This is a genomic window from Brachybacterium sp. JB7, from assembly GCF_003335205.1.
GTDB classification, from domain to species: Bacteria; Actinomycetota; Actinomycetes; order Actinomycetales; family Dermabacteraceae; genus Brachybacterium; species Brachybacterium alimentarium.
On sequence record NZ_QPGN01000015.1, the window covers coordinates 42,378 to 66,224 of the forward strand.

Genomic DNA, 23,847 nt, shown 5'->3' on the forward strand with positions numbered 1-23,847 from the left:
CGGTCGCCGAGAACGAGCACGGCAGACGAACGGTGCAGCTCAGGCGGTCAGAACTCCGGCGCGGACGTAACGCTGACGGAACCTCGCGACCCGACCGGCAGCGTCGCGCACAGCGGCGCGTCCCGTGTGGAAGGGATGGGAGGCGGAGGAGACGTCGACATCGATCACCGGGTACTCCTTGCCGTCCTCCCAGTTCATCGTGGTGGACGAGGTGCAGGTGGAGTTGGTCAGGAACGACTGGCCGGCGCTCGCGTCGCGGAATACGACGGGGCGGTACTCGGGATGGATGTTCTTCTTCATGGTGCACTCCTCGCCTGCTGGCCGCCGTGCCCGAGGTGGGGCGCGGTGCCTGTCGACCCGGCCGCGTGCCGGGATGCGGTGACGAGAGAGGTCAACGACCTCCGGGGTCGATGTATTCCGCCCTGGTCAGAGTTCCGCGCCGGTCAGAGACGAGCCTTCCGGCCTGACAGGTCGACTGCTCGGCCGCCGACTGTTCACTGCCTCACCGGCTCACCGGCTCACCGGCTCACCGGCTCACCGGCTCACCGGCTCACGGGCTGACTGGCTGACCAGCTCCCTCGCGTGCAGCTCCGCGAGCAGGGGAGGCTCTGCGCCGTCCCGCCCCAGCGTGAGCGCGGCGCTGCGCTGCGCGGTGTGCGCCCAGTTCTCCACCTGCTCCCGCTGCAGTACGCCGGTGCGAACGGTCTGGTCGCCGTCGTCCGCGATCACCGCGTACAGCAAGCCCGACATGAAGGCGTCCCCGGCACCGATGGTGTCCACCAGCGTCGCCGCCTCGGCGGGTATCCGGCAGGACCACTCCGACGTGCTGAGGAAACAGCCCTGAGCCCCGAGCGTGACCACGAACAGTCGCACTCCCAGCTCGTGCATCCTCGCCGCGACCTCCTCCGGCGCCGCTCCCGGATACAGCCAGTCGAGGTCCTCGTCGCTCATCTTGAGCAGATGAGCGCGGCCGGCCAAACGCTCCGTGCGCGAGCGGACCTCCACCTGGGGGACGCCGACCGTTGGGCGGACGTTCGGGTCGACCGACACGAGGGTCGCGGGATCGGCGGCCGACAGGGCGTTCGCGACGGCGGTCGCGCCGGGCTCCAGGACCGTCGCGAGGGACCCGGTGTGGAGAATCCGCGCAGTGGGCACCGCGATCGTCCCAGGGTCCCAGTCGATGTCGAAGCGGTAGCTCGCCGAGCCGTCGGCCCCGAGGGTCGCGACGGCCGTCGACGTGTGGGCCGGCGCCGGTGAGCCGCCGTCGGGCAGCCCGACGCCCGCCTGCTCGAGATGGGCGCGCAGGAGGTCGCCGTAGGCATCCGCACCGATGCGGCAGAGCAGGTCGGCGGGCACTCCGAGTCGCGCCAGACCGACCGCGACATTGGCGGGGCTGCCGCCGGGACGGACCCGCTCGACGCCATCGGCCCTGACCACGACGTCGATCAGCGCCTCGCCGATGACGTGGACGGCGGGCCTGCTCACGAGGCGGGCTCGGACAGCACGGTGACGGGCCCGGGCTCCGGGAAGATCTGCATGGACATCACGGCACGGCCCTCGTCGAGAAGGAGCTCCGCGGTCGATCGGTCGACGAGGAGGTCGACGTCGATCCGCTCGGACCCGGCAGCGGTCTGGTAGGGCGCGGTCCGTGAGTACCGGGGAGCGAACTCGCGCTCATGAGCGGCCGAGCGGTCCATGGTCACGCGCCCGCGGTCGTCGACCTCGATGACGAGCTCGCCGGCGTCGGAGCCCTCGCCGAAGCGGAGGCGCAGCGTCAGCGGAGAGTCCACGGCCAGCGTCCCGTGCAGTCGGAACGGCTCATCGGCAGGCAGCGTGGCGAGCTGCGCGCGCTGCGCCGTCACGTCGATGCGCCGGGTCGCGGGGACCGGGGGCATCACGCACTGCTGCCGGAGGCGCGGAACGTCGCCTGCCTCGGCAGCAAGTCGGATCCGACGCGGCAGCGTCATCGAGGAGCGCCACGGGGCCGTGGGCGTCTCCATCACGTAGTCCCAGTTGTTCATCCAACCGATCATGAGCGGTTCGCCGGTGACGCCCGAGAACGAGACGGCGGCGTAGCAATCCGGCCCGAGATCGAGGGGTTCCGGGGCGCCCAGCGCCGTGAAGCTCCGGCCGTCGAAGTCGCCGACCAGCGCATAGGTGCCCGAGCCGCCGGCCGGACCGCCGGGGTTCGTGCTGAGGATGAGCACCCAGGCCTCCCCGGCGTGGACGCCGGAAGCGTCCTGGACCGGGACGCGCAGGAGGTCCGGGCACTCCCAGATCCCGCCGTCGATCGCGGGATCGACGAACGTCGAGGCGTGCTCCCAGGTCAGGAGGTCGGAAGAGGTGTGGACGAGCACGCTGTGATCGAGCGCCTCGACAGTGAGCATGATCCAGGTCCCGGTCTCGGGATGGAAGGAGACCTTGGGATCGCGGAAGTTCTGGGACCCTCTGTCGAGGACGGGATTGCCCGGATAGCGGGTCCACGTGAGGCCGTCGTCCGTGGAGTAGGCGATCGACTGGGCCTGGATACCTGGGTGCGTGGGGTGCTGCGGGCCGTAGGCGCTCGTGTAGAAGGCCACGAGCGGCCCGGCCCCACCCTCCGGCGCGAGGCCGGAGACGTTCTGCGCGTCATGGACGATGCTCCCGGAGAACACCATCTCGTCCTCGGCGAACTCCAGGGCGACGGGCAGCTCCTCCCACGTCGCGAGGTCGTCGGAGACGGCGTGGCCCCAGGACAGGTTGTCGTGCGTGCTGCCCAGGGGGTTGTTCTGGAAGAAGAGATGCCACCGGCCGTTGTGCCGGATGAGCCCATTGGGGTCGTTCATCCAGGTCGACGACGGCGTGAAGTGGAATCGGGGACGGTATCGATCCGCCGAGGGCAGGATCTGTGCAGTGGTGCTCATGGTCTCTCTGTCGATGGTGTCGATGGTGGGGCATCGGCGATGAAGGCCGTGCAGGTCGGGCTTGGTCAGGCGTGGTGGGCGGGCCCGGTCAGGTGTGCTCGGCGAACCGGTCGTAGGCGGCCTGGTAGGCCGCGAGGACTTCGCTCAGCCCGATGGACTCCAGCTGCGAGACGTATCCGTCCCATTCCTGCTCGATGCCGCCCTTGACGATCCAGGTCGCGATCTTCTCGGTGACCAGGGTCGTGATGTCCGCTTCGATGGTGCTGACGGTGTTCAGCTCGTCCACCGAGAGCATGACCGGAGGGTACTTCTCGTTGGCACGATGGGGCTCGTAGAACTCTGCGATCTGGGCCTGGCGCTCCGCGGCACGTGGCTCGGGCAGCACGACCGTCTCGAAGTCGTCAGCGGTGACGATCTTCGGGCCGCCGGGGGAGACCTTGACGCGTCGCTCCTGCTCGGTCTCGCCCTCGCCGACCGGGATCTGCTCGAGCAGGCCGTCGGCGTTCAGCTCCTGCGAGACGCCGATCGGGCCCCAGTTCGCCTGCGCGCTCATGGCCGGTTCGAAGAGCATGTCGGCCCATCGCATGGTCGCGGCGGCGTACTCGTTGGTGTGGGTGATCGCGAAGGCGCCGCGGTTGATCTCCTGGTTGTTGGCGACGCAGGCGCGCTGGACGCCGTCAGGGCCCGGGAAGATCGGCACGACCGCGTAGTGGTCCGCACGCTCGGGGCCGACGACCTCCGGGATCTCCCAGAAGAAGAAGGATCCGAGGGTCTCCGGGTCCGACTTCCCCTTGGAGACGAACTTGACGTAGTCCTGCGAGAAGGACTCCTGGTCGATGAGCCCCTCCGTGTACCAGCTGTGCAGCTCGGCGATCGCGTCGCGGAAGCCCTCGGTGTTCGCCGTGAAGACGACCTCACCGTCCTCCACGATGCGGTGATCGTGGTTGTCGGGCTGCCCGCCGATCGCGGCGATCAGGTCGGAGATGTCGCCGGCATCCATGAACGAGAGCGGGAGGACCCCGCCGGGGATGTCCTCCTTGAAGGCGAGCAGCACGTCGTGGTACTCCTCGACCGTCGTGGGCATCTCCAACCCGAGCTCCTCCAGCCAGTCGGTGTTGAGGAAGAGCATGCGGGGGAACTCGACGAGTCCCATCTCCTCCACGGAGGGGAGCGTGTAGATGTGCCCGTCGGATGCGGTGATCGCGGCCTTGATGTCCGGGCGCTCGTCCAGGATCGCGGTGAGGGTGGGGGCGTTCTCCTCGATCAGGTCCTCCAGGGCGATCAGGGTCCCGTTGGCGCCGTACTTGGCGACCTCGGCATCGGAGAGCCCGGAGGTGAACAGGGCGTCGGGCAGATCGCCGCCGGCCAGCAGGAGGTTCTTCTTCTCGCCCCAGACCTCGTCGGGCTCGTTGTTCCAGACGATCTCGATCCCGGAGTCCTCCTGCCAGGTCTTGACCAGCTCCATGGTCTCGAACTCCGGCGCGAGGGCTGACTTCGCGCCGCCGAAGGTGAGCGTCAGCTCCTCGGTCACGATCGGTTGGCCCGAGTCGGTCAGGCCGACGTCGGCGGAGAGGTCCTCGGTGGTGCGCTCCGAGGGGCGGGAACAGCCCGTGATGCCCAGCATGGTGACGCCGAGGGCGGTGGCGGACAGGGTGAAACGACGGCGGGAGAGCATGGCGGTACTCCTTCGTATCGGTGATGCAGGGAGGGGGGATCCGAGGATCCGGACGGTGGGCGGACCTGCGGGTCAGCTCTTGAGCGCGCCGAGGGTGGCGCCCTTGATGAAGTGGCGCTGGAGGAACGGGAAGGCGATCAGCAGCGGGATCGTGGAGACGACGATCATCGAGTACTTGAGCAGCTCGCCCATCTTCTGCGCCGCCGCCGTGCTGTCCATCGACGCCATGTCCATCCCGGAGGCGGAGGCCTGGGATTGGATGAGGACGTTCCGCAGGATGAGCTGGAGCGGATACTTCGATTCATCGTTCAGATAGATCATCGCGTCGAAGAATGCGTTCCAGTTCGCCACGAGATGGATCATCACCATCAGCACGATGAGCGGTTTCGACAGCGGGATGGCGATTCCGAAGAAGAAGCGGAAATCGGAGGCCCCGTCGAGCTGTGCGGCTTCTCGCAGCTCGGAGGAGAGGTTCTGTTCGAGGAACGTGCGGGCGATGATCAGGTTCCAGACTCCGACGGCGCCGGGCAGCACCACGGCCCACATGGAGTTGAGCATGCCGAGCTCCTTCACCACGAGGTAGCGGGCGATCATGCCTCCGTCGAAGAACATCGTGATGACGAACAGGATCATGAACAGGTTGCGCCCGGGCATGTCCTTCCTGCTCAGGGCATAGGCGCCGGTCATGATCATCGTGACGCTGAGCGTGGTGCCCACCACGGTGTACAGCACGGAGTTCGCGAAGCCGCGCACGATCGTCGAGGTGCCGAAGATCGTCGCGTATCCGTCGAACGTGACCCCTCGAGGGAAGAGGACGACCTTTCCCTGCTGCACGAGGTTCGGGTCGGAGATCGAGGCGATCACGATGAAGTAGAGCGGATAGACGATCACGATGATCGCGACGGCGATCAGGCCATAGGTGACGATCCCGAACAGCGGGTCGGCCATGCGGCGATGGAAGGGTTCCTGACGCAGGGAGTTCTTCGCAGGGGACAGTGCGCTCGACATGCTCATCACCACAGACTCGATTGGTTGGCCTTCTTCGCGACCCAGTTGAAGGTCAGGAGAAGCAGGAGGTTGAGGACCGAGTTGAAGAGCCCGATGGCCGCTGAGTAGCTGAACTGGGCGTTCTGCAGACCGGTCTTGTATACGTAGGTGTTGATGACCTCGGAGGTGGGGAGGTTGAGGTCCGTCTGCATCAGATAGACCTTTTCGAACCCGAGGTTGAAGATGTTCCCGACGGCGAGGATGAACAGGATCGTGATCACCGGCAGGATGCCGGGGATGTCGATGTGTCGGATCCGCTGGAAGCGATTCGCGCCGTCCATCCGTGCGGCCTCGTGCAGCGACGGGTCGATGGCCGTCAGTGCCGCGAGGTAGATGATCATCGAGAAGCCGGCGTTCTGCCAGATGTCCGACCCGATGTAGAGGGGGCGGAACCATTCGGGGGTGCCCATGAAGAAGATCGGCTCGCCGCCCAGCAGCGAGATCGCGTGGTTCACCATGCCGGAGCTGGGGGAGAACAGCAGGTGGATCATGCCTACGATGACCACGACGGAGATGAACGACGGCGCGTAGAGGACGGTCTGCGTCATCCGCTTGAACCGCTCACTGGGCAGCTGGTTCACGATCAGCGCGAGGATGATGGGGACAGGGAACGCCACCAGCAGGCCGACGGTGTTGATCGTCAGTGTGTTCGCGACGAGGCGCTCGAACTGGAACGAGGTCACGAAGGCGACGAAGTGGTCCAGTCCCACCCAGCGGCTCCAGAAGAAGCCGTCGACCGGGTTGTAATCGCGGAACGCGATCTGGGCCCCGTACATCGGCCAGTACTTGAAGACGATGAGGTAGACGAGCGCCGGAGCGAGTAATACGTATAACTGCCAGGCGTGAAGCATGCGGAGGGGCAGGCGTCTTCTCGCGCGCCGAGGGGGAGATTCAGGCGGCGAGGCCGGAGTCTCCTCGGGTTCGGCATCGGTCGTCGAGGCAGTTCCGACGTCGGTGGCGGTGAGCGAATGCGACATCATCGTCCTTTCGGGGGGCCAACGGATTCTCGGTGGATGACCGGGCAGTGGATCAGGTGGACCTCGGCGGGCGCGGAGGCATCGAGCACGAGGGCGGCTGCTCGATCGCCCATCTCCGCGAAGGGCAGCTGCACCGTGGTCAGCGGCGGCTGGAAGAAGTCGCGCAGCACGTCCTGGTCGTCGAAGCCGACGATGGAGATGTCACCCGGGATCTCCAGGCCTTTCGCGGAGAGGGCCTGATAGGCGCCGAGGGCGGTGCGGTCGGTCCCGCAGAAGATCGCCGTCGGGGGAGAGGGGAGGGCCAGGAGATCCTCGACAGCGTCGACCCCTGAGCGATGGGTCCCGTCCCCGGGGCGCACGAGAGCGGGGTCGCGTGGGAGGCCGGCTTCGGACAGGGCGCGGCGATACCCCTCGAGGCGGCCGACGGCGGCGGGGATCGTGGAGTGGATGTTGATCATCGCGATGCGGGTGTGGCCGGCATCGAGGAGGGCGCGGGTAGCCTCGTACCCGCCGGTGACCTCGTCCGGGACGACGCTGGGGGCGCGACCTTCGACGTCCCGGGCGTTCAGGCAGACGACACGGGTGTCGAGGGCAGCTCGCGGGATCTTCACCTCTCGATGGAACATCGCGGTGTAGAGGATGCCGTGCACCTGGTGGGAGAGCATCGTCTCGACGGCGGCGCGCTCGAGGGCGTCATCGCCGCCGGTGTCCACCGTCATCAGGGTGTGGTGCTCCTGCCAGGCGCGGTCCTGGGCTCCCTTGATCATCATGCCCGAGAACGGGGAGGTCGCGACCTCGTCGCCGACCAGCCCGATGATCTCCGTGCGGCCGGTCTTCAGGCTCTTGGCCTGGAGGTTGGGTCGATAGCCGAGCTCCGAGGCGGCATCCCGCACCCGCTGGGCGGTGGTCTCCGAGGCGCGGCCCGCATAGGACCCGCTGAGCACGATCGACACGACGGCCTGGGAGACGTCAGCGCTCGCCGCGACGTCGTGCATCGTGGGGCGGTGCGCCATGCGTCCTCCTCGGGTCAGTCAGGCGAGTGGGCTGGGGTGGGGCCCTGTCGCGGTGGATCGCGCGATGCTGCGCGGGTTCGGCGGACAGGACGTTATTCGTATGACGGAGATAGTGCACCGCCGTGGATCCCTGTGTCAAGCAGGCGTCGGGCTCAGCCGTCCGCCGCCTCGTCGTCCCCACGATGGCTTCGCCGCGCCTCGCGGTCGACCATCATCAGTACGTCGACCGGGCCGCCCTCCGCGCCGAAGGCATGGGGGAGCATCGTGTCGAACTCGGCGCTCTGGTTCGTCTCGATCCGGTAGCGTCGATCGCCCAGCAGCAGTGTGAGCGTGCCCGAGAGCACCACGAGCCACTCCTGGCCGGGGTGGGCGCGGGTCCGATCCGGCGGAGGCGGCGGTCCGGTCACGCGGCGACGCAGGACTATGGTGCCGGGGGAGCGGCGCACCTGCCAGTGCAGGGAGTCGGCGCCGCGATCCACCATCGCATTGGAGACGACCTCGTCCTCCTGCACCTCGACCAGCTCGTCCAGGCTCGTGTCCAGGCCCCGGGCGAGGAGCACCAGCTGATCCAGCGCCAGGCGGCGCTGTCCGTTCTCGATCCGCGAGAGCGAGGAGGGGCTGAGATGGGTGCGCTCGGCGAGGTCGCCGAGGGACAGGCCCTGGGCGAGGCGCAGGGCACGGAGTCTTTGCCGAACGAGGCTGTCGACATCCCCAAGTTCTTGCGTCATGAGCAAGAGGCTATGCATTGCAGGCAACCGTGTCTAGCGTCGAGGACATGACATCACCGACTGCTTCCGTGTCCACCCCTGCTTCTGCGTCCATCTCCGCTTCCGCTTCCGGTACCGCTTCCGGTACCGCTCCCGCTTCCGTGCCGGCCGACGTCGCCGGGTCGCGTGCTGCCTCGGCGTTCGCCGCTGCGGCTGCCGCCGGCCCGGCGCACGAGTCGGATCCGTTGCCCGACGGTCTCATCGACGTCGTCGTGATCGGCGGCGGCGCCGCAGGCTTGAACGGCGCACTCATGCTCGCCCGCTCCCGCCGTTGGGTCGTCGTGATCGACAGCGGGGATCCCCGCAATGCTCCGGCCGACGGGATCCACGGCCTGCTCGGCAATGAGGGCACCCCGCCCGCCGAGTTCCTCGCGCGCGGTCGCGAGGAGGTGCGCCACTACGGGGGCGTGATCATCTCCGGCGCAGTCGCCGAGGCTCGCCCTGCGGGCCGGTCCGCCGACGGGGACCTGCGCTTCACCGTGGATCTCGTGGACGGTCGCCGACTCGCGGCCCGCCGCGTGTTGGTCGCCACCGGTCTGCGCGACGAGCTGCCCGCCGTGCCGGGCCTCGCCGAGCACTGGGGTCACGGCGTCGTCCACTGCCCGTACTGCCACGGCTGGGAGGTGCGCGATCAGGCGATCGGCGTGATCGCCACGCGCCCGGCCTCGTTCCACCAGGTGCTCATGTTCCGTCAGCTCAGCGACGACATCATCGTGTTCGTCGCCGACGGGGTCGAGGTCGACCAGGCCTCCCGGGAGCGATGCGCCGCGCTCGGCGTCCGGATCGTCGAGACCGGCCTCGAGGAGGTCGTCGGCGATGGAGCCGGCGGAATCTCCGGCGTGCGTCTGGTCGGGGGAGAGGTCGTGCCGCGCAGCGTGCTCGTGGTCGCGACCGTGATGGGGCCTCGCCTGGACGGGGTCGATGGTCTCGGTCTCGCGACCGAGGAGGTCCCCGGAGGAATGGGGGAGAAGATCTCCAGCGGCATGGCCGGGGCGACCGAAGTGCCCGGAGTGTGGGTCGCGGGCAATGCCACCGACCCCGGTGCTCAGGTGGGAGCCGCCGCGGCGGGAGGAGCGCTCGCCGGCGCGCATATCAACGGCATGCTCGTCGTGGCCGATGCGGACAGGGCCGTGGCCGCTGCCCGCGAGCACGCGGCAGCCTGACCCGCGTCGTCGGAACGGCACTGCCCCGACCTTCGGTCGCGGTCGGGCAGCTGGGGCACGCAACGATCGAGCCGTGCAGCACACGCTCTTCGACGCGCGAAGAGGCGTGTGCTGCACGGCTCGAGGTGGTCACGTGCTGATGCACTGAGGCACTGAGGCACTGAGGCACTGAGGCACTGAGGCACTGAGGCACTGAGGCACTGGTGTGCGCGCCGTCGCGCTGAGGGCTGTCCGGCGATGTCGCCGTGAGGCGAGCTCTCCAGACGGGCCTGCCGTCAGCTGCGTGCCGAGGCCGCCTTCTCACGGCGGCGACGGGCACGGCCGGAACGGCCGACGGGACCGGTCGTGCGGGCGTGGCGATGGCTCGCCAAATGCGCCGCCGAGGACAGGTCCACCTCGATGACGGGGTAGACGTTGCCGTCCTCCCAGGTCGTCGAGAGGTCCGTCGGACGATCCGAACGGGTCAGGTAGCGCACGCCGGCGCTCTGGTCGCGGAAGACGACCGTGCGGGTCCCGGACTGCTGTGCAGCGGTCGGGGCGGCAGGGGTGGTCGGACTGTACGTGGTGTCGATGGTGGTCATGCTGTTCTCCTTCGGCGCCGACGAGAGGTCGACGCATGCGACGTCGGCCGGGGCCGACGCAATGATCGTGGGTGCTGGACTCTCACCAGCGGGGGTCATGTCACGGGAGTGCTCGCCCGGGAGGGCGGCGACCCGGAAGCGCACGTGCTGCGGACCCGGTCTCAGCGGTTCGCCGCGAAGTCGGGCCGAAGCTGCACGGTCGCGCGGTGTGGAAAGGTCGCGCGCATCGCTTCGGTGGCAGCAGCTGTCGAGCCGGGAGTTACTCGTCCATGAGGCGCTCAGAGCGGTGTTCGGTCACCGTTCTTCGCCGCGGACTCCAGCTGCGGACCTCTGACTACAGTCCCCTACAACGACGAAGTGCGCAAGTCTATTCCCGTTCTCGTCACGTCTGGTACTGCCGGATGCGAGCCAGCAGTTCCCCTCCGTCGGCTGATCCCGCCGACATCTCCGGACCCGACCGTCCGGCCCCGATCATCTGTGGCTGTGGCTGTGGCTGTGGCTGTCGACTCGACGTCACCATCCGGTGCCCGGTGCCCGGTGCCCGGTGCCTGGTGCCTGGTGCCTGGTGCCTGGTGCCTGGTGCCTGGTGCCTGGTGCCTGGTGCCCGGCGCCCGGCGCGGGCTGGGAGCAGCCCGCGCCGGGCACCAGGTCTCAGGGTCGGGAATCCCGTCGGTTCTTCAGCCAGCCGTCGACGATGTCCCACGCCGAGATCCCGACGAGCCCGAACACCAGGAGAATGCCGAGAACCCGCATGGTGTCGGGCTGGACGCCGTTGTCGACGAACGCGAGATCCAGGAACTCCGGGTTCAGCAGGAGGTCATGACCCAGGAGGGTCAGCGCCCAGCTCAGGAACACCACGGCGAGAGCGGTGTTGAGCACCGCGGAGGCCGTCGTCCAGCGGCGCCGAGCGTAGATCATCGCCGTCAGACCCACCTCGAGGGCGATGATTGCGAGCAGCGCGAGGATCCCCCAGGGCCACAGGTCGGGATGCAGGATCGGGACCCCGTGTCCGTCGATGCGCGCGAAGCCGCGGGCCTGATCCCACAGGATCACCCCGACGCCGATCACGCCGAACACGATCGAGGCGATGAGGTCCGCGCGGCCGGCGCCCGTTGGTCGCGGCTCGTGCAGCTGGTCCACATCCCACTCCGCGAGAGTCGTCTCGCTGCCCGTGCGCTCCAGGATCACGAACACCAGCGTGACCCAGAAGGCGACGTGCACGATCGCGCCCAGCCCCGCGGCGATCGAGGCGCCGATGACGTCACCGATCGGCACGTCCTCGATCAGCTTCCCGAGCGCGACGCCGCCGAACGCGCAGATCGGCACGATGATCAGCAGCAGCTTCAGCAGGCGCCACCAGGTGAGGTAGAAGCGCGGGCCGATCAGGTGCAGCGGACGGTCCGAGTAGCTCGCGGCGAGGATTCCCGGGTCGCCCAACTCGGTGAGCACGGCGCGCTCGGCCTCGCTCCTCTGCTCGCCCTGGTCCAGGCGGGCCTCGACGGCGTCGGCGATGGAGGCCTCGAGCTCCGCGCGCACATCGTCCTGCAGAGGCGCCGGGAGGGAGGTGATGGTGGTGCTGATGTAACGCTCGGTGAGAGTGGTGGACATGTCAGTGCTCCTCGTCCGTGCTCGGGCCGGTGCTGGTCTCGTGCAATGAAGCGATCGCGGAGGCGAGCGCCCGCCATTCCTGTCGGAGGACCTCGGCCAGGCCGAGGCCCTGCTCGGAGGTGACGTAGAACTTGCGCGGTCGAGAGTCCTCGGTGTTCCACTCGCTGGTCAGGAAGCCCTGCTTCTCCAGGCGCCGCAGCAGCGGATAGAGCGTGTTCGCGTCGGTCGCGAATCCTCGCCTCTCGAGCTGCTCGAGCAGGGCGTAGCCGTACCCGGGGGTGCGCAGCAGCTGCAGGCACGCGAGCACGACGGTGCCGCGCCTCAGCTCCTGCAGATGGGTGTCGAAGGGTTCGCTCATGCGACACACCATAGTGTGTGAGGCACAGTGTTGTCTATGGGATTGGTCTGTGGCGTGGGTCAGTGACTGCCGAGCGGTCGCGCAGTGCTGCGACCTGCCTGTTCGCGATGCCCAGCGGCGGAACGGCTGCGCACCGGACACTTACGGATCCGACGGATCCAAAGGGTCCGACGGGGTCAGCGCGGTCGGCGGGCGCTGAAGCGGTGCTGCAGCTGCGGGGAGTGGCCGGGGGCGACACCGTGAACGCGATCCAGTTCGAGCACCTCGGTCAGGGGATCAGCGCGCACGTCCTCGAAGCCCGCGGCCTCCCACTCGGCGACGATCTGCTCGGCCCGGGCGCGTCCGAAGGGCAGGCGTGCGAAGGCGTCCTGGTCATAGGCGGCGGCGAAATCGTCCTGACGAGCGGTCCCCCGGGGAAGGTCCGCATCGTCCCCGAACCAGGGGGCGTCCACGGCCACGAGCACGCCTCCGGGGCGCAGCAGCTCGTGCCAGCGGCGCAGCGCGGTAGGGGCGTCGCGCAGGGTCCACAGCAGATACCGCGAGACGATCGCGTCGAAGGAGCCCGGGGCGCAGGGCGGGTCTACCGCATCGCCCGTGACGAACGTCGGCGGATGCGGATGGCCCGCGCACTTGCCCCGGGCACGTTCGAGCATGCCCTCGGCGAGATCGATGCCCGTCACCTCGTGCCCGGCGCCCGCGAGCAGCAGGGCCACGTTGCCGCTGCCCGTGCCCACGTCGAGGATCGTGCTGGGCCCCGCGGGGAGCACGTCGGCCCACACGCGCGACCAGGTCTCGCGCTCCTCGGGATGGGCGAGCCGGGACATCTGGTGCTCGTCGTACTCTGCCGCGTAGCGCGTCCAGTAGTCGTTCCAGCGAGCCTGGTCGGGGTCAGCGGTGGGCGTCATCGGTCGTCTCCTGGGCAGTGTCCGCGGGCGGGGTCGCCCCGACGGTGGGTGTCTTGGTGAACGGGATCGCGGAGGTGGCGGGCGTGCTCGAGCCATGCTCCGGCTCCTGGCCGCGGAACAGGAACTGGGTGATGCCGTCGTCGGCCATGGCGCGTTCGGCGGCGACGCCGTAGGTGGCGCTCACCAGGTGCGCCGCCAGCGCGACCCGGGGCGGGCCCTTGGACTGCACATGGCCGTCGGCCAGCACGACCACGCGATCGCAGTAGCGCGCGGCGAGGTTGAGGTCGTGCAGCACCACGATGGTCGCGAGGTTCTTCGCGCGGACGATCCGCAGCACGTGGTGCTGCGAGCCGATGTCGAGATGGTTCGTGGGCTCGTCCATGAGCAGCAGGCGCGGCTGCTGGGCGAGCGCCCGCGCGATCAGCACCCGCTGCTTCTCGCCGCCGGAGAGCAGGCCGAACTCCCGACGGGCCAGATGCAGCGCGCCGCAGTCCTCGAGCGCCCGGGCCGCGATCTGCAGGTCGGCGTCGGACGTGGACCCGAAGGTGCCCGAGTGCGGGATCCGGCCCAGCAGCACCACGTCCGCCACGGTCAACGGCACCTCACCGGAGATCTCCTGGGCCATCACCGCGATGCGCTGTGCCCGCTCGCGACCGGCGTAGCCGCCCAGGTCACGGCCTTCGAGCAGCACCTGGCCGGCGTCGGGCACGAGCTCTCGATGCAGGATCCGCAGCGCAGTGGTCTTGCCGCTCCCGTTGGGCCCGACGAGGCCGACGATCTCGCCGTCGTCGACTCTCAGGTCCACCCCGCGCAGCACCGGTTTCGCGCCGAAGGCGTGCGTGAGACCGCGCGCCTCGAGCACGGGTGCGGGCGGCTCGGCGCCGGGACCCGACGGTGCTCCTCCGGCGCGCGGGGCCGTGCCCGGCACGTCGGGCCCGGGGCTCATCCCTCGATGTCGAGCAGCCACTCGTGGATCCTCTCCAGTCCGTCCACGACCAGCGGCGAGGCGGGCTCGGCGAAGTTGAACAGCAGCGGCAGCGCCGCGTCGCCCTGCACGGCCCGCAGCCCCGCGAGCTGGTCCTGGCCGACCATCTCGTCGGCGACGTCGCTGCCGTCGCCCTCGCCCTGATAGAGCACGATCAGCACGTCGGGATCGGCGGCCAGCAGCGGCTCGGAGCTGATCTCGAACACTCGCTCGGCGGTGTCGGCGAAGACGTTCTCGATGCCCAGGGCGTCCAGCTGCGCGGTGACCATGGAGCCGGCGCCGTAGGTGTACAGCGGGCCGCCGCCGAGCGAGGGATACAGCACCGCTGCAGTCGTGATGGTGAGGTCCTCCGCGGAGTCGGAGACGGTCGCCACCCGATCCTTCAGCGTGGTGATCAGGTCCTCCGCCTGCTGCGTGCGGTCGAAGATCCTGCCGTAGGTGCTGATCGTGGAGTACAGCGTCTCGAAGCTCGCACGGTCGTCCTCGGTGCTGCAGTAGATGTCCTGGACCATCACCTGGGCGCCGGCGTCCGCCAGGGCCTCCCGCGTGACGCCGTTGGGGAGCCCGAACACGATGTCCGGGGACTGGGCGATCACCACCTCCTGGGAGATCTGCAGATGACCGGAGGCGTCCAGATCGTCCGAGAGCGTCTCGATCATCTCCACCCGCGTGTCGAGATCCTCGCTGTAGTAGCCGGGCGGGAAGGCTCCCGCGCGGGCGACGACCTTGTCCAGCACGCCGATCCCGTCCAACGTGGTCACGGGGGCGGACTCCAGCAGCACGATCCGTTCGGGCGGTGCCTCGAAGGTCAGCGTGGCCTCGCAGTTGGAGAGCTCGAGCGGAAAGCCCTCGGCGGCGGCCGCGCCGCCTGCGCCCGACCCGTCGGCTGAGCCGTCGCCGCAGGCAGTGGCCGTGATCCCGAGGACCCCGGCCAGGCCTCCGGCGAGGGCGGAGCGTCGGCTCACAGGCCGGCTCACAGGCCGGCTCACAGGCCGGCTCACTGGAGGCGCGGACACCGGTGCGGCAACGTCGGACTCGGCGGCCGCGGCGGCCGCGGCTGCCGGTGCGGCGGAGCGGTGGACGGGCGGCAGATGCATGGACGGGACGACCTTCTCGGAAACGGGGGAGCAGAAGAGCGGGGGACAGGGGAGTGAGGGAAAAGGGGGCTGGCGAGATGCTGCGCGGAGAGCGCGGGACGTCGGGGCGGGGTGCTGGGTGTCGGGTGCTCGGTGGACGACGGATCAGGGGCGTCGGGCATGGAGGCGGCGCACCAGGATCAGCAGGAACGGGGCGCCGATCGCGGCGGTGATCACGCCGATGGGCAGTTCGCGCGGCTGCATGACCACGCGTGCGAAAGCGTCGGCCCACAGCAGGAACAGGCTCCCCAGCAGAGCGCTCGCCGGGATCAGCACGCGGTGCCGGGCGCCGACGAGGCGGCGCGCCAGGTGGGGGATCACCAGGCCCACGAAGCCGATCGCGCCCGCGCCGGCGACCGCGGCCGCGGTGCACAGCGAGACCGCGAGGAGGAACCCGATGCGGGCACGATCCGGGGAGATGCCCAGGCCATGGGCGATCTCGTCGCCCGCGCTGAGGGCGTCCAGCACGCGTGCGCCGAGCGTCATCACCGCCACCCCGATCGCGGCGGCGCACACCGCGATCAGCAGGAATGCGTTCCAGCGGGCCAGCGACAGCGAGCCCAGCATCCAGAACATCACCGAGCGTGAGCCCTCCGCGGAGTCCGAGGAGAAGATCAGCAGGTTCGTCACGGCGGTCAGCGCATAGCCGACGGCCACTCCGGACAGCAGCAGTCGCAGCGAGGTCACGCGCCCGCCGGCGCGGGCGATCGCGAACACCAGCAGGGCCGCGCCGAGCGCCCCGACGAAGGCCAGCACCGACTGGGCGTATTCGCCCATCGCCGCGCCGACGCCGAAGAGGATCGCAGCGGCGGCGCCGGTGGAGGCTCCGCCGGAGACCCCGAGGATGTACGGGTCCGCGAGCATGTTGCGCACCATCGCCTGCAGGGCGGCGCCGGAGATCGCGAGGCAGGCGCCGACGGCCGCCCCCATCAGCACGCGCGGCAGGCGCACGGTCCAGATGATCGCGTCGGTCGAGGCATCCACCGGGGCCGACGACGCGAAGGGCAGTCCGAGATGCTGGGAGATCACCTGGATCGTCGTGCCGGCCGGGATCGACACCGGGCCGAGACCCATGCAGAGCATCAGGCTGACCACGGCGGTGACGGTGAGCAGAGCCACGATCGCGGCGGAACGACGAGAGCGGGAGCGCACGCCGAGCGCATCGGGACCGCGAGAGCCGTCGGGCCCGCGCGCCCCACGAGGTGACGGCCCGCCGACGTCGCCCAGTGGACGAGATCCGGCGGCGTCGGCGCTGGTGGACGTCGTCCCGTCGGCGCTGGAGGGCGCATGTCCTGCGGCGCCGGTGGTGATCGCCATGCCCGTCCTTCCGCACGTCGGGTGAAGTACTTGAAAGACTCTACAAGTATTCGACGGTGCGGCGATAGCCGGAGTGGGGGACGGGCACCTGGGGGCGATGACCCTCAGTGATCGGGACTCAGTGATCCGGAGGGTGCTCGTGCCCGTGCTCGTGCTCGTGCTCGTGGGCGTGCTCGTGCTCGTGCTGGTGCTGGCGCCGGCGCTGGCGCTCGTGCTCGTGCCCGTGGTGGTGGATGCCGGGCAGGTGGCCGGATCCCAGATCGTGCAGGAGGGTGTGGGCGAATCCGTCGGCGAGCTCATAGCGCACTTCGCGTCCCGAACGTCGCGCCCGCACCAGTCCGGAGTCACGTAGCAGGGCCAGCGCATGCGAGGTGGTCGAATCGCTCGCATCGATCGCGCGCGCGATGTCCGAGCTGCGCACGCCCGGGTGGGCATGGAGGCAGAACAGGATCCGCAGGCGTCGCTGATCGGCGAGCAGGGCCATGTGCTCGGCCATCTCCTCGAACCCGGTCACGGAGTCCAGCAGCTCGGTGAGCTCGGCGACGAGATGGTCGTCCCGCGGGGTGGAGTCGTCGGCCCGCACGTGCAGGGGGTGGTCGGCGTCCATGAGACCAACCTACCGGGGTCGGAGACGGGGATCGGGGGCGGCTCTGGCCATCAGGGCGGCGGTCGCCTACGCTGTAGTGACCAAAAGGCTGAAGCTGGTCAGTACACACCTCTGATCCGTATTCCGCACCCTCCGCACCCGAGGAGATCTGATGCCCCGCCCGCGCATCCCGGAGCGCCGCCGTCGGATCCTCGACGCCGCGCGGGACCTCGCTCTCGACCTCGGCTGGCGATCCACCACCGTGGCGCGCATCGCCGAATCGGCGGGTGTGGGCAAGGGCGCCGTCTACCTCGAGTTCGAGGACAAGCAGGCCATCCTCGACGCGGCGCTGCGGCGCAGCATGCAGGCCGCGACCGCCGAGGTGCACCGTCGCGTCAACGCCGCCGACGACCTGGTCGACCTGCCCGCCGTGTATCGCTTCGGGGTCGAGGCGCTGCTGGCCGATCCGCTCCTGCGCTCCCTCCATCTCGGGGACACCGAGGTGCTCGGCGATCATGTGCGCGCCGTCGACGATGCCCGATATCGCGAGCGCTTCGACTGGTTGGGTCGGTACGTGCGGCGCCTGCAGAGTGCTGGGGTGATCGATCAGGGCGTCGACGGCGACGTGCTCTCACAGGTGCTGAGCACCTTCACCATCGGTCTGCTCAACGCCCCGGCGAGCATCGGCCCGATCACCGACGACGCTCTGCGTGAGAGCGTCGCCCTGTTCGCCGACCTCATGGGGCGAGGCCTCGCCCCCGCTGCCGTGGAGCGATCTGGCACGGAGACTGATCCCGCCGCGGCCCGCTCCGCTCAGCTCGAACTGCTCGACGCCCTCACCGCTCAGCTCGACGATCTGGAGCAGACATGACCACCACTGCATTCGACACCGAGGAAGACCTCACGGTGCTCGGAGGGCCCGTGCGGCTGTACCGGGCCGGGAGCACCGGGCCGCCCGTGCTCCTGCTGCACGGAGCCATGCTCGACACCGCGCACGGGATCTGGCACGACGTGGTCCCCGTTCTCGCGACGGATCATCAGGTGCTCGTGATCGACATGCCCCGGCACGGAGCGAGCCGGCCCTGGTCAGGCTGGCTCGGCGACGCCTTCTACCGGCGGTTCCTGCCCGCGCTGCTCGACGAGCTCGGCCTCGACGACGTCGCGATCATGGGGTTGTCGATGGGCGGCGGCGCCGGCATGAGGTTCGCGCTCGAGCATCCCGAACGTGTCCGTGCCCTGATCGCCGTCAACCCAGGCGGACTCGACCGGAAGCGCCCGTACCATCTGCTGACCTGGCTGATGCTCCGGGTCCCGGGCCTGCTGCGGGGCTCCACCTGGGTCATGGCCCGCTTCCCCGGCTATGTGCGCTCCAGCCTGATCCCCAGCCTGGCCGCGGGGGAGGACACTGCTGGATTCGCCCGGATCATCGCCGGCGTGCAGGAAGAGGCGCGCGAGAAGGAGCGGTTCGGCGAGCGGGCGATGGACGACTGGCAGATCGACTGGTACGGACCGCTGCGCACCCGGTTCGGAGGCATCGAGGAGCTGCGGGGGCTGCGCGTCCCCACCCTCTGGGTGCATGGTGACGACGACCCGCTGATCAGTCATGACGAGATGGCCGCCGCGCACGCCGCCACCCCTGGGTCGCGATTCGAGACCGTGGCCCGCGCCGGCCACCTGCTGCCCTACGACCAGCCCGAGAAGCTCGGAGAGCTTGCCCGGGAGTTCCTCGCGGAGGCGTGACGATGTCGTCGTCGTGGCCGTCGCCCTCGTGTCAATCGGTGCCGGGCGCGAAGGCCATCTCCAGGACCTCCAGTCCAGAATCGGGGTGCGCGACGGTGCGCAGCTCGTAGGCCACCTCGCCCAGCTGTGCCCGTTGCCCTGCGACCGGCACCGCGCCGACCTTCTCGGTGCACTCGACCAGCATCCGGTTCAGGCGGTCGCGGAGCTCGGCCTGCGAGAGCCCCGGCGCGGAGAACTGCACCTCGAGCCCGCCGAGCGCCTCGAGCCCGTGCGTGCGCACGGCGGGACGACCATCGGCCAGAGCCTCGGGGTGCACCCGGCAGGTGGTGGGCAGCTCCGCCTCGATATCGGCGAGGAACTGCTCGGGCAGGGCCACATGTCGCTGATGGGGCAGCCAGATCGCGGCCGCCTTCCCCGCCTCGGCCAGCATCGCCGCCATGGCTGCGGCTCCCGAGACGGTCGCGCCGTCTCCCGGGCGCTCCGGGGAGATCGTGAGCACGGTGGCATGGTGCGCGACGGCCTCGCGCAGTGCTCCCTCCTCGCGCAGTGCTCCCTGCCCGCTCGAGGCGCCGTGCGCCTGCAGGGCGAGGTCCTCCTCCAGGGCCGAGGGTGCGAATCGGCCGCCCACTCGCCATCGCAGCGGCTCCGGCCCGATCGGCAGCACGAACTCATCGATGCCCTGGGCGCCGAGCTGCTCCGCCAGGTTCGGCAGCACCCCGTCGAGCACCTGGCCCAGATGCTCGGCCGGCTCCCGCAGCAGCACGTGCAGACGCCACGGCGCCGGCCCGTCGGCCGCTGCATCGCGCCCCGGATCGACGACGGCGGTGACCCCCGCCTGCTCCCACCGGCCCAGCAGCATGTCCCCGCCGGAGGGGACCGAGGCCTGCAGCGCGAGCTCCTCCGGGGTGGCCGGGAGCACCGCCAGCAGCTGCACCGGGCCCTGCGGGGTGGAGGCGTTCATGAGCTGGGGCGGATATCCGTAGGGCGGCCCGATCAGCGCTCCCGTGAACGGCACCGACTCGTCGTACGGCACGCCGTCGCGGGTGATGCTGTGGCCCCAGTCCAGCACCGAGCCGTCGGCCCCGGGGATCCGTGCGGTGTCCTTGAGCAGCTGCAGCGGCCAGGAGTTCGCCCCCGTCTCCAGGAGCTCCTGCTGCGGGGGATCGATCCCCGGCCATCCGGCGGGCAGCCCGAGGAGCAGTTCGAGCCGATACTCGCCGCCGCTCGAGCTGTCCGAGTCACCCGACGCGTTCGGGGCGTTCGAGGCATCCCAGTCGCCCGAGGCATCCGAGGCATCCGAGGCATCCGAGGCATCCGAGGCATCCGAGTCGCCCGAGGCGCCCGCGCCGCTCCCGATCGCGGAGCGCATAGGTCGCTCCGACAGCCCGAGCGTGACCAGCGTGGGATGAGGGACCTGCTCCGAGGGCGCGAAGACGGCCAGGTCCACGGGATGCTCCTGATCCACGGTCTCGGGGGCGATGACGTACTGGTCCCCGAGGAACTCCGTCAGGTGCGCCAGCAGCGCCTCGCGGCGTGCGGTCTCGTGCGGCGGGCGGCTCATGGTGCCTCCGGGGTGGTCGGTGGGATCCGTGCAGGAACCATCCTCCCGCGGATCGCTCTCACCGGGGACGGTGGGGTGCGGTGGCGTCGGCCCCTACACTGGCGCGCGCATTCGCACCCGTATCGGCACCTGTTCCCGAACTGATTCCTGAGGTACTCGCGATGGTCAACCTTCTCTGGGGCCTCGGCGGAATGGCAGGGCTCCTGCTGATCGCCTTCGCCCTGTCCAGCAACCGCCGGGCGATCCGGCTGCGCACCGTGATCGGAGCCCTCGCCCTCCAGGTGGGCTTCGGGGTGCTCGTCCTGTACTGGGGGCCCGGGCAATGGGCGCTCGGGAAGGTCTCGGCCGGTTTCCAGGCCGTCATCGACACCTCCGCGGAAGGCATCAGCTTCCTGTTCGGCCCGCTGATCCCGGCCGACGGCGAGGGCAGCGTGTTCGCCCTCCAGGTGCTGCCGGTGATCATCTTCTTCGCCTCCCTGACCGCTGTGCTCTATCACTGGAAGATCCTTCCCAAGGTGGTCTCTCTGCTGGGCGGCGGCCTCGGCAAGCTGCTCGGCACCGGGTACGCGGAGTCCGTGAACGCCGCGGCCAACATCTTCGTGGGCCAGACCGAGGCACCCCTGGTGATCCGGCCCTACATCAAGCGCCTGTCCCGCTCGGGGCTGTTCGCCGTGATGGTCGGCGGGCTCTCGACCGTCGCCGGCTCGGTGCTGGTGGGCTACTCGCTGCTCGGCGCGCCGCTGGAATACCTGATCGCCGCGAGCTTCATGGCCGCCCCGGGCGCCCTGCTCATGGCGAAGATCCTGCTGCCGGAGGACGATCCCGACGCCCTGGCGCGGGAGGCCGCCCTGGTCGAAGCCAGCAGTACGCGCTCCAGGAGCCGCAGCACGCAGACCTCCCGCGTGGAGGGCACCACCGCCGAGGCCGCAGCGCCCCCGGCCGACGCCGCGCGCGCCACGGATATCGGCGTCACGGATGGCGGCGTCGCGAAGGCCGCTGAGGATGCTGAGGACGCCGAGGCACCCGAGGACGTTGAGGACACCGAGGACGACCTCGAGGAGATGCAGTACAGCAACGTCATCGACGCCGCGGCGGGCGGCGCAGCCGACGGTCTCAAGCTCGCCGCGACCGTCGGCGCCATGCTGCTGGCCTTCATCTCGCTGATCGCCCTGATCAACCTGCTGCTGGGTACCGTCGGCGGTTGGTTCGGGGCCGGGGACCTGACCTTCCAGCAGATCCTCGGTTGGGTGTTCGCCCCGGTGATGGCGATGATCGGCGTGCCGTGGAACGAGGCCGTGAGCTCGGGGAGCTTCGTGGGCCAGAAGGTCGTGGTCAACGAGTTCGTCGCCTTCGCCGGTTTCGGCCCCCAGATCGACTCGTTCAGCCCGAAGACCGCAGCGATCACCACCTTCGCGCTCACCGGATTCGCGAACCTCAGCTCGCTGGGCATCCTGCTGGGCGGGCTCGGCGGCCTGGCCCCGAGCCGTCGCTCCGAGATCGCCCAGCTCGGCCTGAAGGCGATCCTCGGCGGCACCCTCGCGAACCTCATGAGCGCCGCGATCGCCGGGGTCCTGCTGGGCTGAGACGGGGCGGCCGGTGGAGGCCGGCCGCCCCGCCCGACGATCAGCGCTCGTCGGCCGCCAGCGCCTGCTGCCAGAACTCGGCCTCGAGGCGGGCGGCGGTGCGGAACACGCCCAGCAGCTCCTCGAACCGCTGTGCGCTGAGCGAGCCCGACGACAGAGCGTCCAGCTGGGCGATGGCACGGCCGGCCGCCTGCTGGAAGTCGTCGCCCGCGTACTCGGAGATCCACGCCCCATAGGGATGGTCGGGCACGCGCTCCAGCTGCGGCTCGAGGCGCTCGCCGATCTCGGCGTAGCCGATCGTGCACGGGGCCAGCGCGACGTTCAGATCCAGCAGGTCACCGGCCTGCCCGCAGTCCAGCACGTACCGGGTGTACGCGACGGTCGCGAGCTTCTCCGGCGCCGACTCGACCGCCTCTCGGGGGATGCCCCACTCGCCGGTGAGGCGCAGGTGCAGATCCATCTCGGCGAGGATCGCCGAGAGGCCTCCGGCCGACGCGGTGAGGTCGGCCAGGGTGCGCGATTTGTAGGCGGCCAGCGCATTGGCGCGGGCGAACTGCACCAGGAACAGGTAATCCTGCACCAGGTAGTCCTGGAAGGCGGGCAGCGGCAGGGTGCCGGCACCGAGCTGCTCGACGAAGGCATGGTCGGTGTATGCCTCCCACTCGGGGAGGGCGGCGGCGCGGAGATCCTCGAACAGGCTCATCGGGCACCTCCGACGAACGGCGTCGAAGAGGACTGGTCGAAGAAGTCCAGCTCCAGCTGCACCGTGCGGTCGAAGAATGTGCGCGCGACCTCGGGGTTCGCGGGACCGACCTGGTCGAGCTCGCGGCGCAGGAAATCCACGAGGTCCACGAAGCCGGGGTTGTCATGCAGGGTGATCCACTCGGCGTGGACGAAGCTCTCCGGCAGCGGACGCGGCGCCGCGGCAGCCCAGTCCAGGTAGAGCCACTCGGTGACCAGGAGGACGGCCAGCACCGCGCCGTAGTCCCGGGTGTCCGCCGCCTCGTGGAACAGGGCGAGGAACCCGTCGGTCGCCGGGGTGTTCGGCACGTTCTGCCGGTCCTGCTCCGTGACGCCGAGCGCCTCGAAAGAGCGCAGGAAATAGGTGTTCTCGTCCCCGGCCACCTCGCCGACGAACTGCGCGAATCGCAGCCGTGCCTCGAACGTCCCTGCCGTGGCGATCGCGGCGCCGAGCAGCGCCAGGAAGCTGTCGAGGAAACGGTGGTCCTGGATCAGGTAGCCGGCCATCACCTCATCGGAGATCGTGCCGTCGTGCAGCTCGGCGACGAACCGGTGCTGCACGGCGGATGTCCAGGTGGGTTCGCTGCCCTCGCGCAGGGAGTGGGTGAATGACGTGCTCATCGGGGAGGCCTCCTCGGTGATCGGTGATCGGTGATCGGTGATCGGTGATCGGTGATCGGTGATCGGATGGGCCGGGTGCGTCTCTCGCATCCCGGACGATCACGGGGCCGCCGACGAGCCGTTCGCGCGAAGAGGTGTCCTGCCGATGCGTGGCGTCGTGCGCGATGTGTGCGCCGGATGCCGGGCGCGGCATCCGGGACCGTGCAGGGCACCGGCGGTGCGCACGGTGTCGGATGCGGAGCACGGCAAAGGACCCTGAGCAGGGCATGACGGCGCGAGATGGTGCTGCGCTCATCCATGACATCCCTCCGCGAGTGCGAGCTCGTTCAGGTTCGGCGGGTGTGTTCTCAGCCCCGGTGGGGCACCCCGTGTCGTCGCTCGAGCATATCGCGGGCTCTCCGCGAACGGGGAAGCCTCCAGCGCACGAAGGTGATGCAGGGAGGGAACCGACCAGCGGGGAGCCTAAAAATGTCCCTCCAGGACCGATGTCGTGGCTGACATCGGTCCTGGAGGGACAAAACTCAACGCTGAGCTGAGCTGAGCCGAGCTGGGCTGAGCTGAGCCGGGCCGCGGAATTTGT

The 23,847-nt window shown here is 69.7% G+C and carries 23 protein-coding genes and 1 riboswitch; of the genes, 4 read left to right on the top strand and 19 right to left on the bottom strand.

Features of this window, described 5'->3' with window-relative positions; genetic code table 11:
- Positions 1–39: 39 nt before the first annotated feature.
- The 8 genes from CIK81_RS14495 to CIK81_RS14530 all read right to left on the bottom strand — a co-directional run bounded on the left by CIK81_RS14495 (position 40) and on the right by CIK81_RS14530 (position 8,343).
- Positions 40–300, bottom strand: a complete 261-nt coding sequence (locus CIK81_RS14495) for a type B 50S ribosomal protein L31 (protein ID WP_114355837.1) — start codon at positions 298–300, stop codon at positions 40–42.
- A gap of 234 nt (positions 301–534) precedes the next feature.
- Positions 535–1,485, bottom strand: a complete 951-nt coding sequence (locus tag CIK81_RS14500) for a carbohydrate kinase (RefSeq protein ID WP_158542056.1) — start codon at positions 1,483–1,485, stop codon at positions 535–537.
- Positions 1,482–2,903 carry a glycoside hydrolase family 32 protein gene (locus tag CIK81_RS14505; protein ID WP_114355838.1) on the bottom strand — a complete coding sequence of 474 codons (1,422 nt, stop codon included), beginning with the start codon at positions 2,901–2,903 and terminating at the stop codon, positions 1,482–1,484. The genes CIK81_RS14500 and CIK81_RS14505 overlap by 4 nt, the downstream gene beginning before the upstream one ends.
- 88 nt (positions 2,904–2,991) lie before the next feature.
- Positions 2,992–4,578, bottom strand: a complete 1,587-nt coding sequence (locus tag CIK81_RS14510) for an extracellular solute-binding protein (RefSeq protein ID WP_096196373.1) — start codon at positions 4,576–4,578, stop codon at positions 2,992–2,994.
- 72 nt (positions 4,579–4,650) lie between these two features.
- Complete coding sequence (locus tag CIK81_RS14515) at positions 4,651–5,592, bottom strand: carbohydrate ABC transporter permease (protein ID WP_114355839.1); 942 nt, start codon at positions 5,590–5,592, stop codon at positions 4,651–4,653.
- Positions 5,592–6,476, bottom strand: coding sequence for a sugar ABC transporter permease (locus CIK81_RS14520; protein WP_176485641.1), 885 nt, complete (start codon positions 6,474–6,476; stop codon positions 5,592–5,594). Before CIK81_RS14520 ends, CIK81_RS14515 begins: the two co-directional genes overlap by 1 nt.
- A 125-nt stretch (positions 6,477–6,601) precedes the next feature.
- A complete protein-coding gene (locus tag CIK81_RS14525) occupies positions 6,602–7,615 on the bottom strand; it encodes a LacI family DNA-binding transcriptional regulator (RefSeq protein ID WP_241964193.1) in 1,014 nt (337 codons plus the stop codon).
- Between the two features lie 152 nt (positions 7,616–7,767).
- The gene (locus tag CIK81_RS14530; RefSeq protein WP_096165988.1) at positions 7,768–8,343 is read right to left on the bottom strand and encodes a helix-turn-helix domain-containing protein; all 576 of its coding nucleotides are present in this window, start codon (positions 8,341–8,343) and stop codon (positions 7,768–7,770) included.
- Positions 8,344–8,390: 47 nt separating this feature from the next.
- Here CIK81_RS14530 and CIK81_RS14535 point away from each other — a divergent pair, with 47 nt between their 5' ends.
- Positions 8,391–9,545 carry an NAD(P)/FAD-dependent oxidoreductase gene (locus tag CIK81_RS14535; RefSeq protein WP_096165989.1) on the top strand — a complete coding sequence of 385 codons (1,155 nt, stop codon included), beginning with the start codon at positions 8,391–8,393 and terminating at the stop codon, positions 9,543–9,545.
- A 275-nt stretch (positions 9,546–9,820) separates the two neighbouring features.
- Here CIK81_RS14535 and CIK81_RS14540 read toward each other — a convergent pair whose 3' ends face one another.
- From CIK81_RS14540 to CIK81_RS14575, 8 genes are all read right to left on the bottom strand, one after another.
- Positions 9,821–10,126, bottom strand: a complete 306-nt coding sequence (locus CIK81_RS14540) for a 50S ribosomal protein L31 (protein ID WP_114307499.1) — start codon at positions 10,124–10,126, stop codon at positions 9,821–9,823.
- 651 nt (positions 10,127–10,777) lie between these two features.
- On the bottom strand, positions 10,778–11,734 hold the full coding sequence (locus CIK81_RS14545) for a permease prefix domain 1-containing protein (protein ID WP_096196378.1): 957 nt from the start codon (positions 11,732–11,734) through the stop codon (positions 10,778–10,780).
- A 1-nt stretch (position 11,735) separates the two neighbouring features.
- The gene (locus tag CIK81_RS14550) at positions 11,736–12,092 is read right to left on the bottom strand and encodes a PadR family transcriptional regulator (RefSeq protein WP_114311355.1); all 357 of its coding nucleotides are present in this window, start codon (positions 12,090–12,092) and stop codon (positions 11,736–11,738) included.
- A 176-nt stretch (positions 12,093–12,268) separates the two neighbouring features.
- Entirely contained in the window at positions 12,269–12,997 is a 729-nt protein-coding gene (locus tag CIK81_RS14555; protein ID WP_096165991.1) for a class I SAM-dependent methyltransferase, read from the bottom strand.
- On the bottom strand, positions 12,981–13,964 hold the full coding sequence (locus CIK81_RS14560; protein WP_241964194.1) for an ABC transporter ATP-binding protein: 984 nt from the start codon (positions 13,962–13,964) through the stop codon (positions 12,981–12,983). The genes CIK81_RS14555 and CIK81_RS14560 overlap by 17 nt, the downstream gene beginning before the upstream one ends.
- Positions 13,940–14,947, bottom strand: a complete 1,008-nt coding sequence (locus CIK81_RS14565) for an ABC transporter substrate-binding protein (protein WP_241964195.1) — start codon at positions 14,945–14,947, stop codon at positions 13,940–13,942. Before CIK81_RS14565 ends, CIK81_RS14560 begins: the two co-directional genes overlap by 25 nt.
- Before the next feature lie 276 nt (positions 14,948–15,223).
- Positions 15,224–16,435, bottom strand: coding sequence for an iron ABC transporter permease (locus tag CIK81_RS14570; protein ID WP_096196380.1), 1,212 nt, complete (start codon positions 16,433–16,435; stop codon positions 15,224–15,226).
- Between the two features lie 118 nt (positions 16,436–16,553).
- Positions 16,554–17,042 (bottom strand): helix-turn-helix transcriptional regulator, encoded by a 489-nt coding sequence (locus CIK81_RS14575; protein WP_096196381.1) that lies wholly within the window; start codon positions 17,040–17,042, stop codon positions 16,554–16,556.
- A gap of 151 nt (positions 17,043–17,193) precedes the next feature.
- Here CIK81_RS14575 and CIK81_RS14580 point away from each other — a divergent pair, with 151 nt between their 5' ends.
- The gene (locus CIK81_RS14580; protein ID WP_096165996.1) at positions 17,194–17,892 is read left to right on the top strand and encodes a TetR/AcrR family transcriptional regulator; all 699 of its coding nucleotides are present in this window, start codon (positions 17,194–17,196) and stop codon (positions 17,890–17,892) included.
- A complete protein-coding gene (locus CIK81_RS14585; RefSeq protein ID WP_096165997.1) occupies positions 17,889–18,761 on the top strand; it encodes an alpha/beta fold hydrolase in 873 nt (290 codons plus the stop codon). Before CIK81_RS14580 ends, CIK81_RS14585 begins: the two co-directional genes overlap by 4 nt.
- A gap of 31 nt (positions 18,762–18,792) precedes the next feature.
- Here CIK81_RS14585 and CIK81_RS14590 read toward each other — a convergent pair whose 3' ends face one another.
- Complete coding sequence (locus CIK81_RS14590) at positions 18,793–20,322, bottom strand: suppressor of fused domain protein (protein WP_096196382.1); 1,530 nt, start codon at positions 20,320–20,322, stop codon at positions 18,793–18,795.
- A 161-nt stretch (positions 20,323–20,483) separates the two neighbouring features.
- On the opposite strand from CIK81_RS14590, the gene CIK81_RS14595 reads away from it, so the two are divergent.
- Entirely contained in the window at positions 20,484–21,905 is a 1,422-nt protein-coding gene (locus CIK81_RS14595; RefSeq protein WP_096196383.1) for a NupC/NupG family nucleoside CNT transporter, read from the top strand.
- Between the two features lie 40 nt (positions 21,906–21,945).
- Here CIK81_RS14595 and CIK81_RS14600 read toward each other — a convergent pair whose 3' ends face one another.
- Together CIK81_RS14600 and CIK81_RS14605 are read right to left on the bottom strand one after the other, a co-directional pair.
- Complete coding sequence (locus CIK81_RS14600) at positions 21,946–22,608, bottom strand: TenA family protein (RefSeq protein ID WP_096166000.1); 663 nt, start codon at positions 22,606–22,608, stop codon at positions 21,946–21,948.
- Positions 22,605–23,267, bottom strand: a complete 663-nt coding sequence (locus CIK81_RS14605; protein ID WP_096166003.1) for a TenA family protein — start codon at positions 23,265–23,267, stop codon at positions 22,605–22,607. Before CIK81_RS14605 ends, CIK81_RS14600 begins: the two co-directional genes overlap by 4 nt.
- Positions 23,268–23,553: 286 nt before the next feature.
- Positions 23,554–23,646, bottom strand: a riboswitch (TPP riboswitch).
- Between the last annotated feature and the right edge of the window lie 201 nt (positions 23,647–23,847).

Bases quoted from the DNA above. Each gene is read 5' to 3' on its own strand.
- CIK81_RS14515 (WP_114355839.1), bottom strand. From the start codon at position 5,592: ATGAGCATGTCGAGCGCACTGTCCCCTGCGAAGAACTCCCTGCGTCAG.
- CIK81_RS14580 (WP_096165996.1), top strand. From the start codon at position 17,194: ATGCCCCGCCCGCGCATCCCGGAGCGCCGCCGTCGGATCCTCGACGCC.
- CIK81_RS14575 (WP_096196381.1), bottom strand. From the start codon at position 17,042: ATGGACGCCGACCACCCCCTGCACGTGCGGGCCGACGACTCCACCCCG.
- CIK81_RS14495 (WP_114355837.1), bottom strand. From the start codon at position 300: ATGAAGAAGAACATCCATCCCGAGTACCGCCCCGTCGTATTCCGCGAC.
- CIK81_RS14585 (WP_096165997.1), top strand. From the start codon at position 17,889: ATGACCACCACTGCATTCGACACCGAGGAAGACCTCACGGTGCTCGGA.
- CIK81_RS14570 (WP_096196380.1), bottom strand. From the start codon at position 16,435: ATGGCGATCACCACCGGCGCCGCAGGACATGCGCCCTCCAGCGCCGAC.
- CIK81_RS14510 (WP_096196373.1), bottom strand. From the start codon at position 4,578: ATGCTCTCCCGCCGTCGTTTCACCCTGTCCGCCACCGCCCTCGGCGTC.
- CIK81_RS14590 (WP_096196382.1), bottom strand. From the start codon at position 20,322: ATGAGCCGCCCGCCGCACGAGACCGCACGCCGCGAGGCGCTGCTGGCG.
- CIK81_RS14555 (WP_096165991.1), bottom strand. From the start codon at position 12,997: ATGACGCCCACCGCTGACCCCGACCAGGCTCGCTGGAACGACTACTGG.
- CIK81_RS14505 (WP_114355838.1), bottom strand. From the start codon at position 2,903: ATGAGCACCACTGCACAGATCCTGCCCTCGGCGGATCGATACCGTCCC.
- CIK81_RS14525 (WP_241964193.1), bottom strand. From the start codon at position 7,615: ATGGCGCACCGCCCCACGATGCACGACGTCGCGGCGAGCGCTGACGTC.
- CIK81_RS14545 (WP_096196378.1), bottom strand. From the start codon at position 11,734: ATGTCCACCACTCTCACCGAGCGTTACATCAGCACCACCATCACCTCC.
- CIK81_RS14540 (WP_114307499.1), bottom strand. From the start codon at position 10,126: ATGACCACCATCGACACCACGTACAGTCCGACCACCCCTGCCGCCCCG.
- CIK81_RS14520 (WP_176485641.1), bottom strand. From the start codon at position 6,476: ATGCTTCACGCCTGGCAGTTATACGTATTACTCGCTCCGGCGCTCGTC.
- CIK81_RS14535 (WP_096165989.1), top strand. From the start codon at position 8,391: ATGACATCACCGACTGCTTCCGTGTCCACCCCTGCTTCTGCGTCCATC.
- CIK81_RS14550 (WP_114311355.1), bottom strand. From the start codon at position 12,092: ATGAGCGAACCCTTCGACACCCATCTGCAGGAGCTGAGGCGCGGCACC.
- CIK81_RS14600 (WP_096166000.1), bottom strand. From the start codon at position 22,608: ATGAGCCTGTTCGAGGATCTCCGCGCCGCCGCCCTCCCCGAGTGGGAG.
- CIK81_RS14530 (WP_096165988.1), bottom strand. From the start codon at position 8,343: ATGACGCAAGAACTTGGGGATGTCGACAGCCTCGTTCGGCAAAGACTC.
- CIK81_RS14595 (WP_096196383.1), top strand. From the start codon at position 20,484: ATGGTCAACCTTCTCTGGGGCCTCGGCGGAATGGCAGGGCTCCTGCTG.
- CIK81_RS14605 (WP_096166003.1), bottom strand. From the start codon at position 23,267: ATGAGCACGTCATTCACCCACTCCCTGCGCGAGGGCAGCGAACCCACC.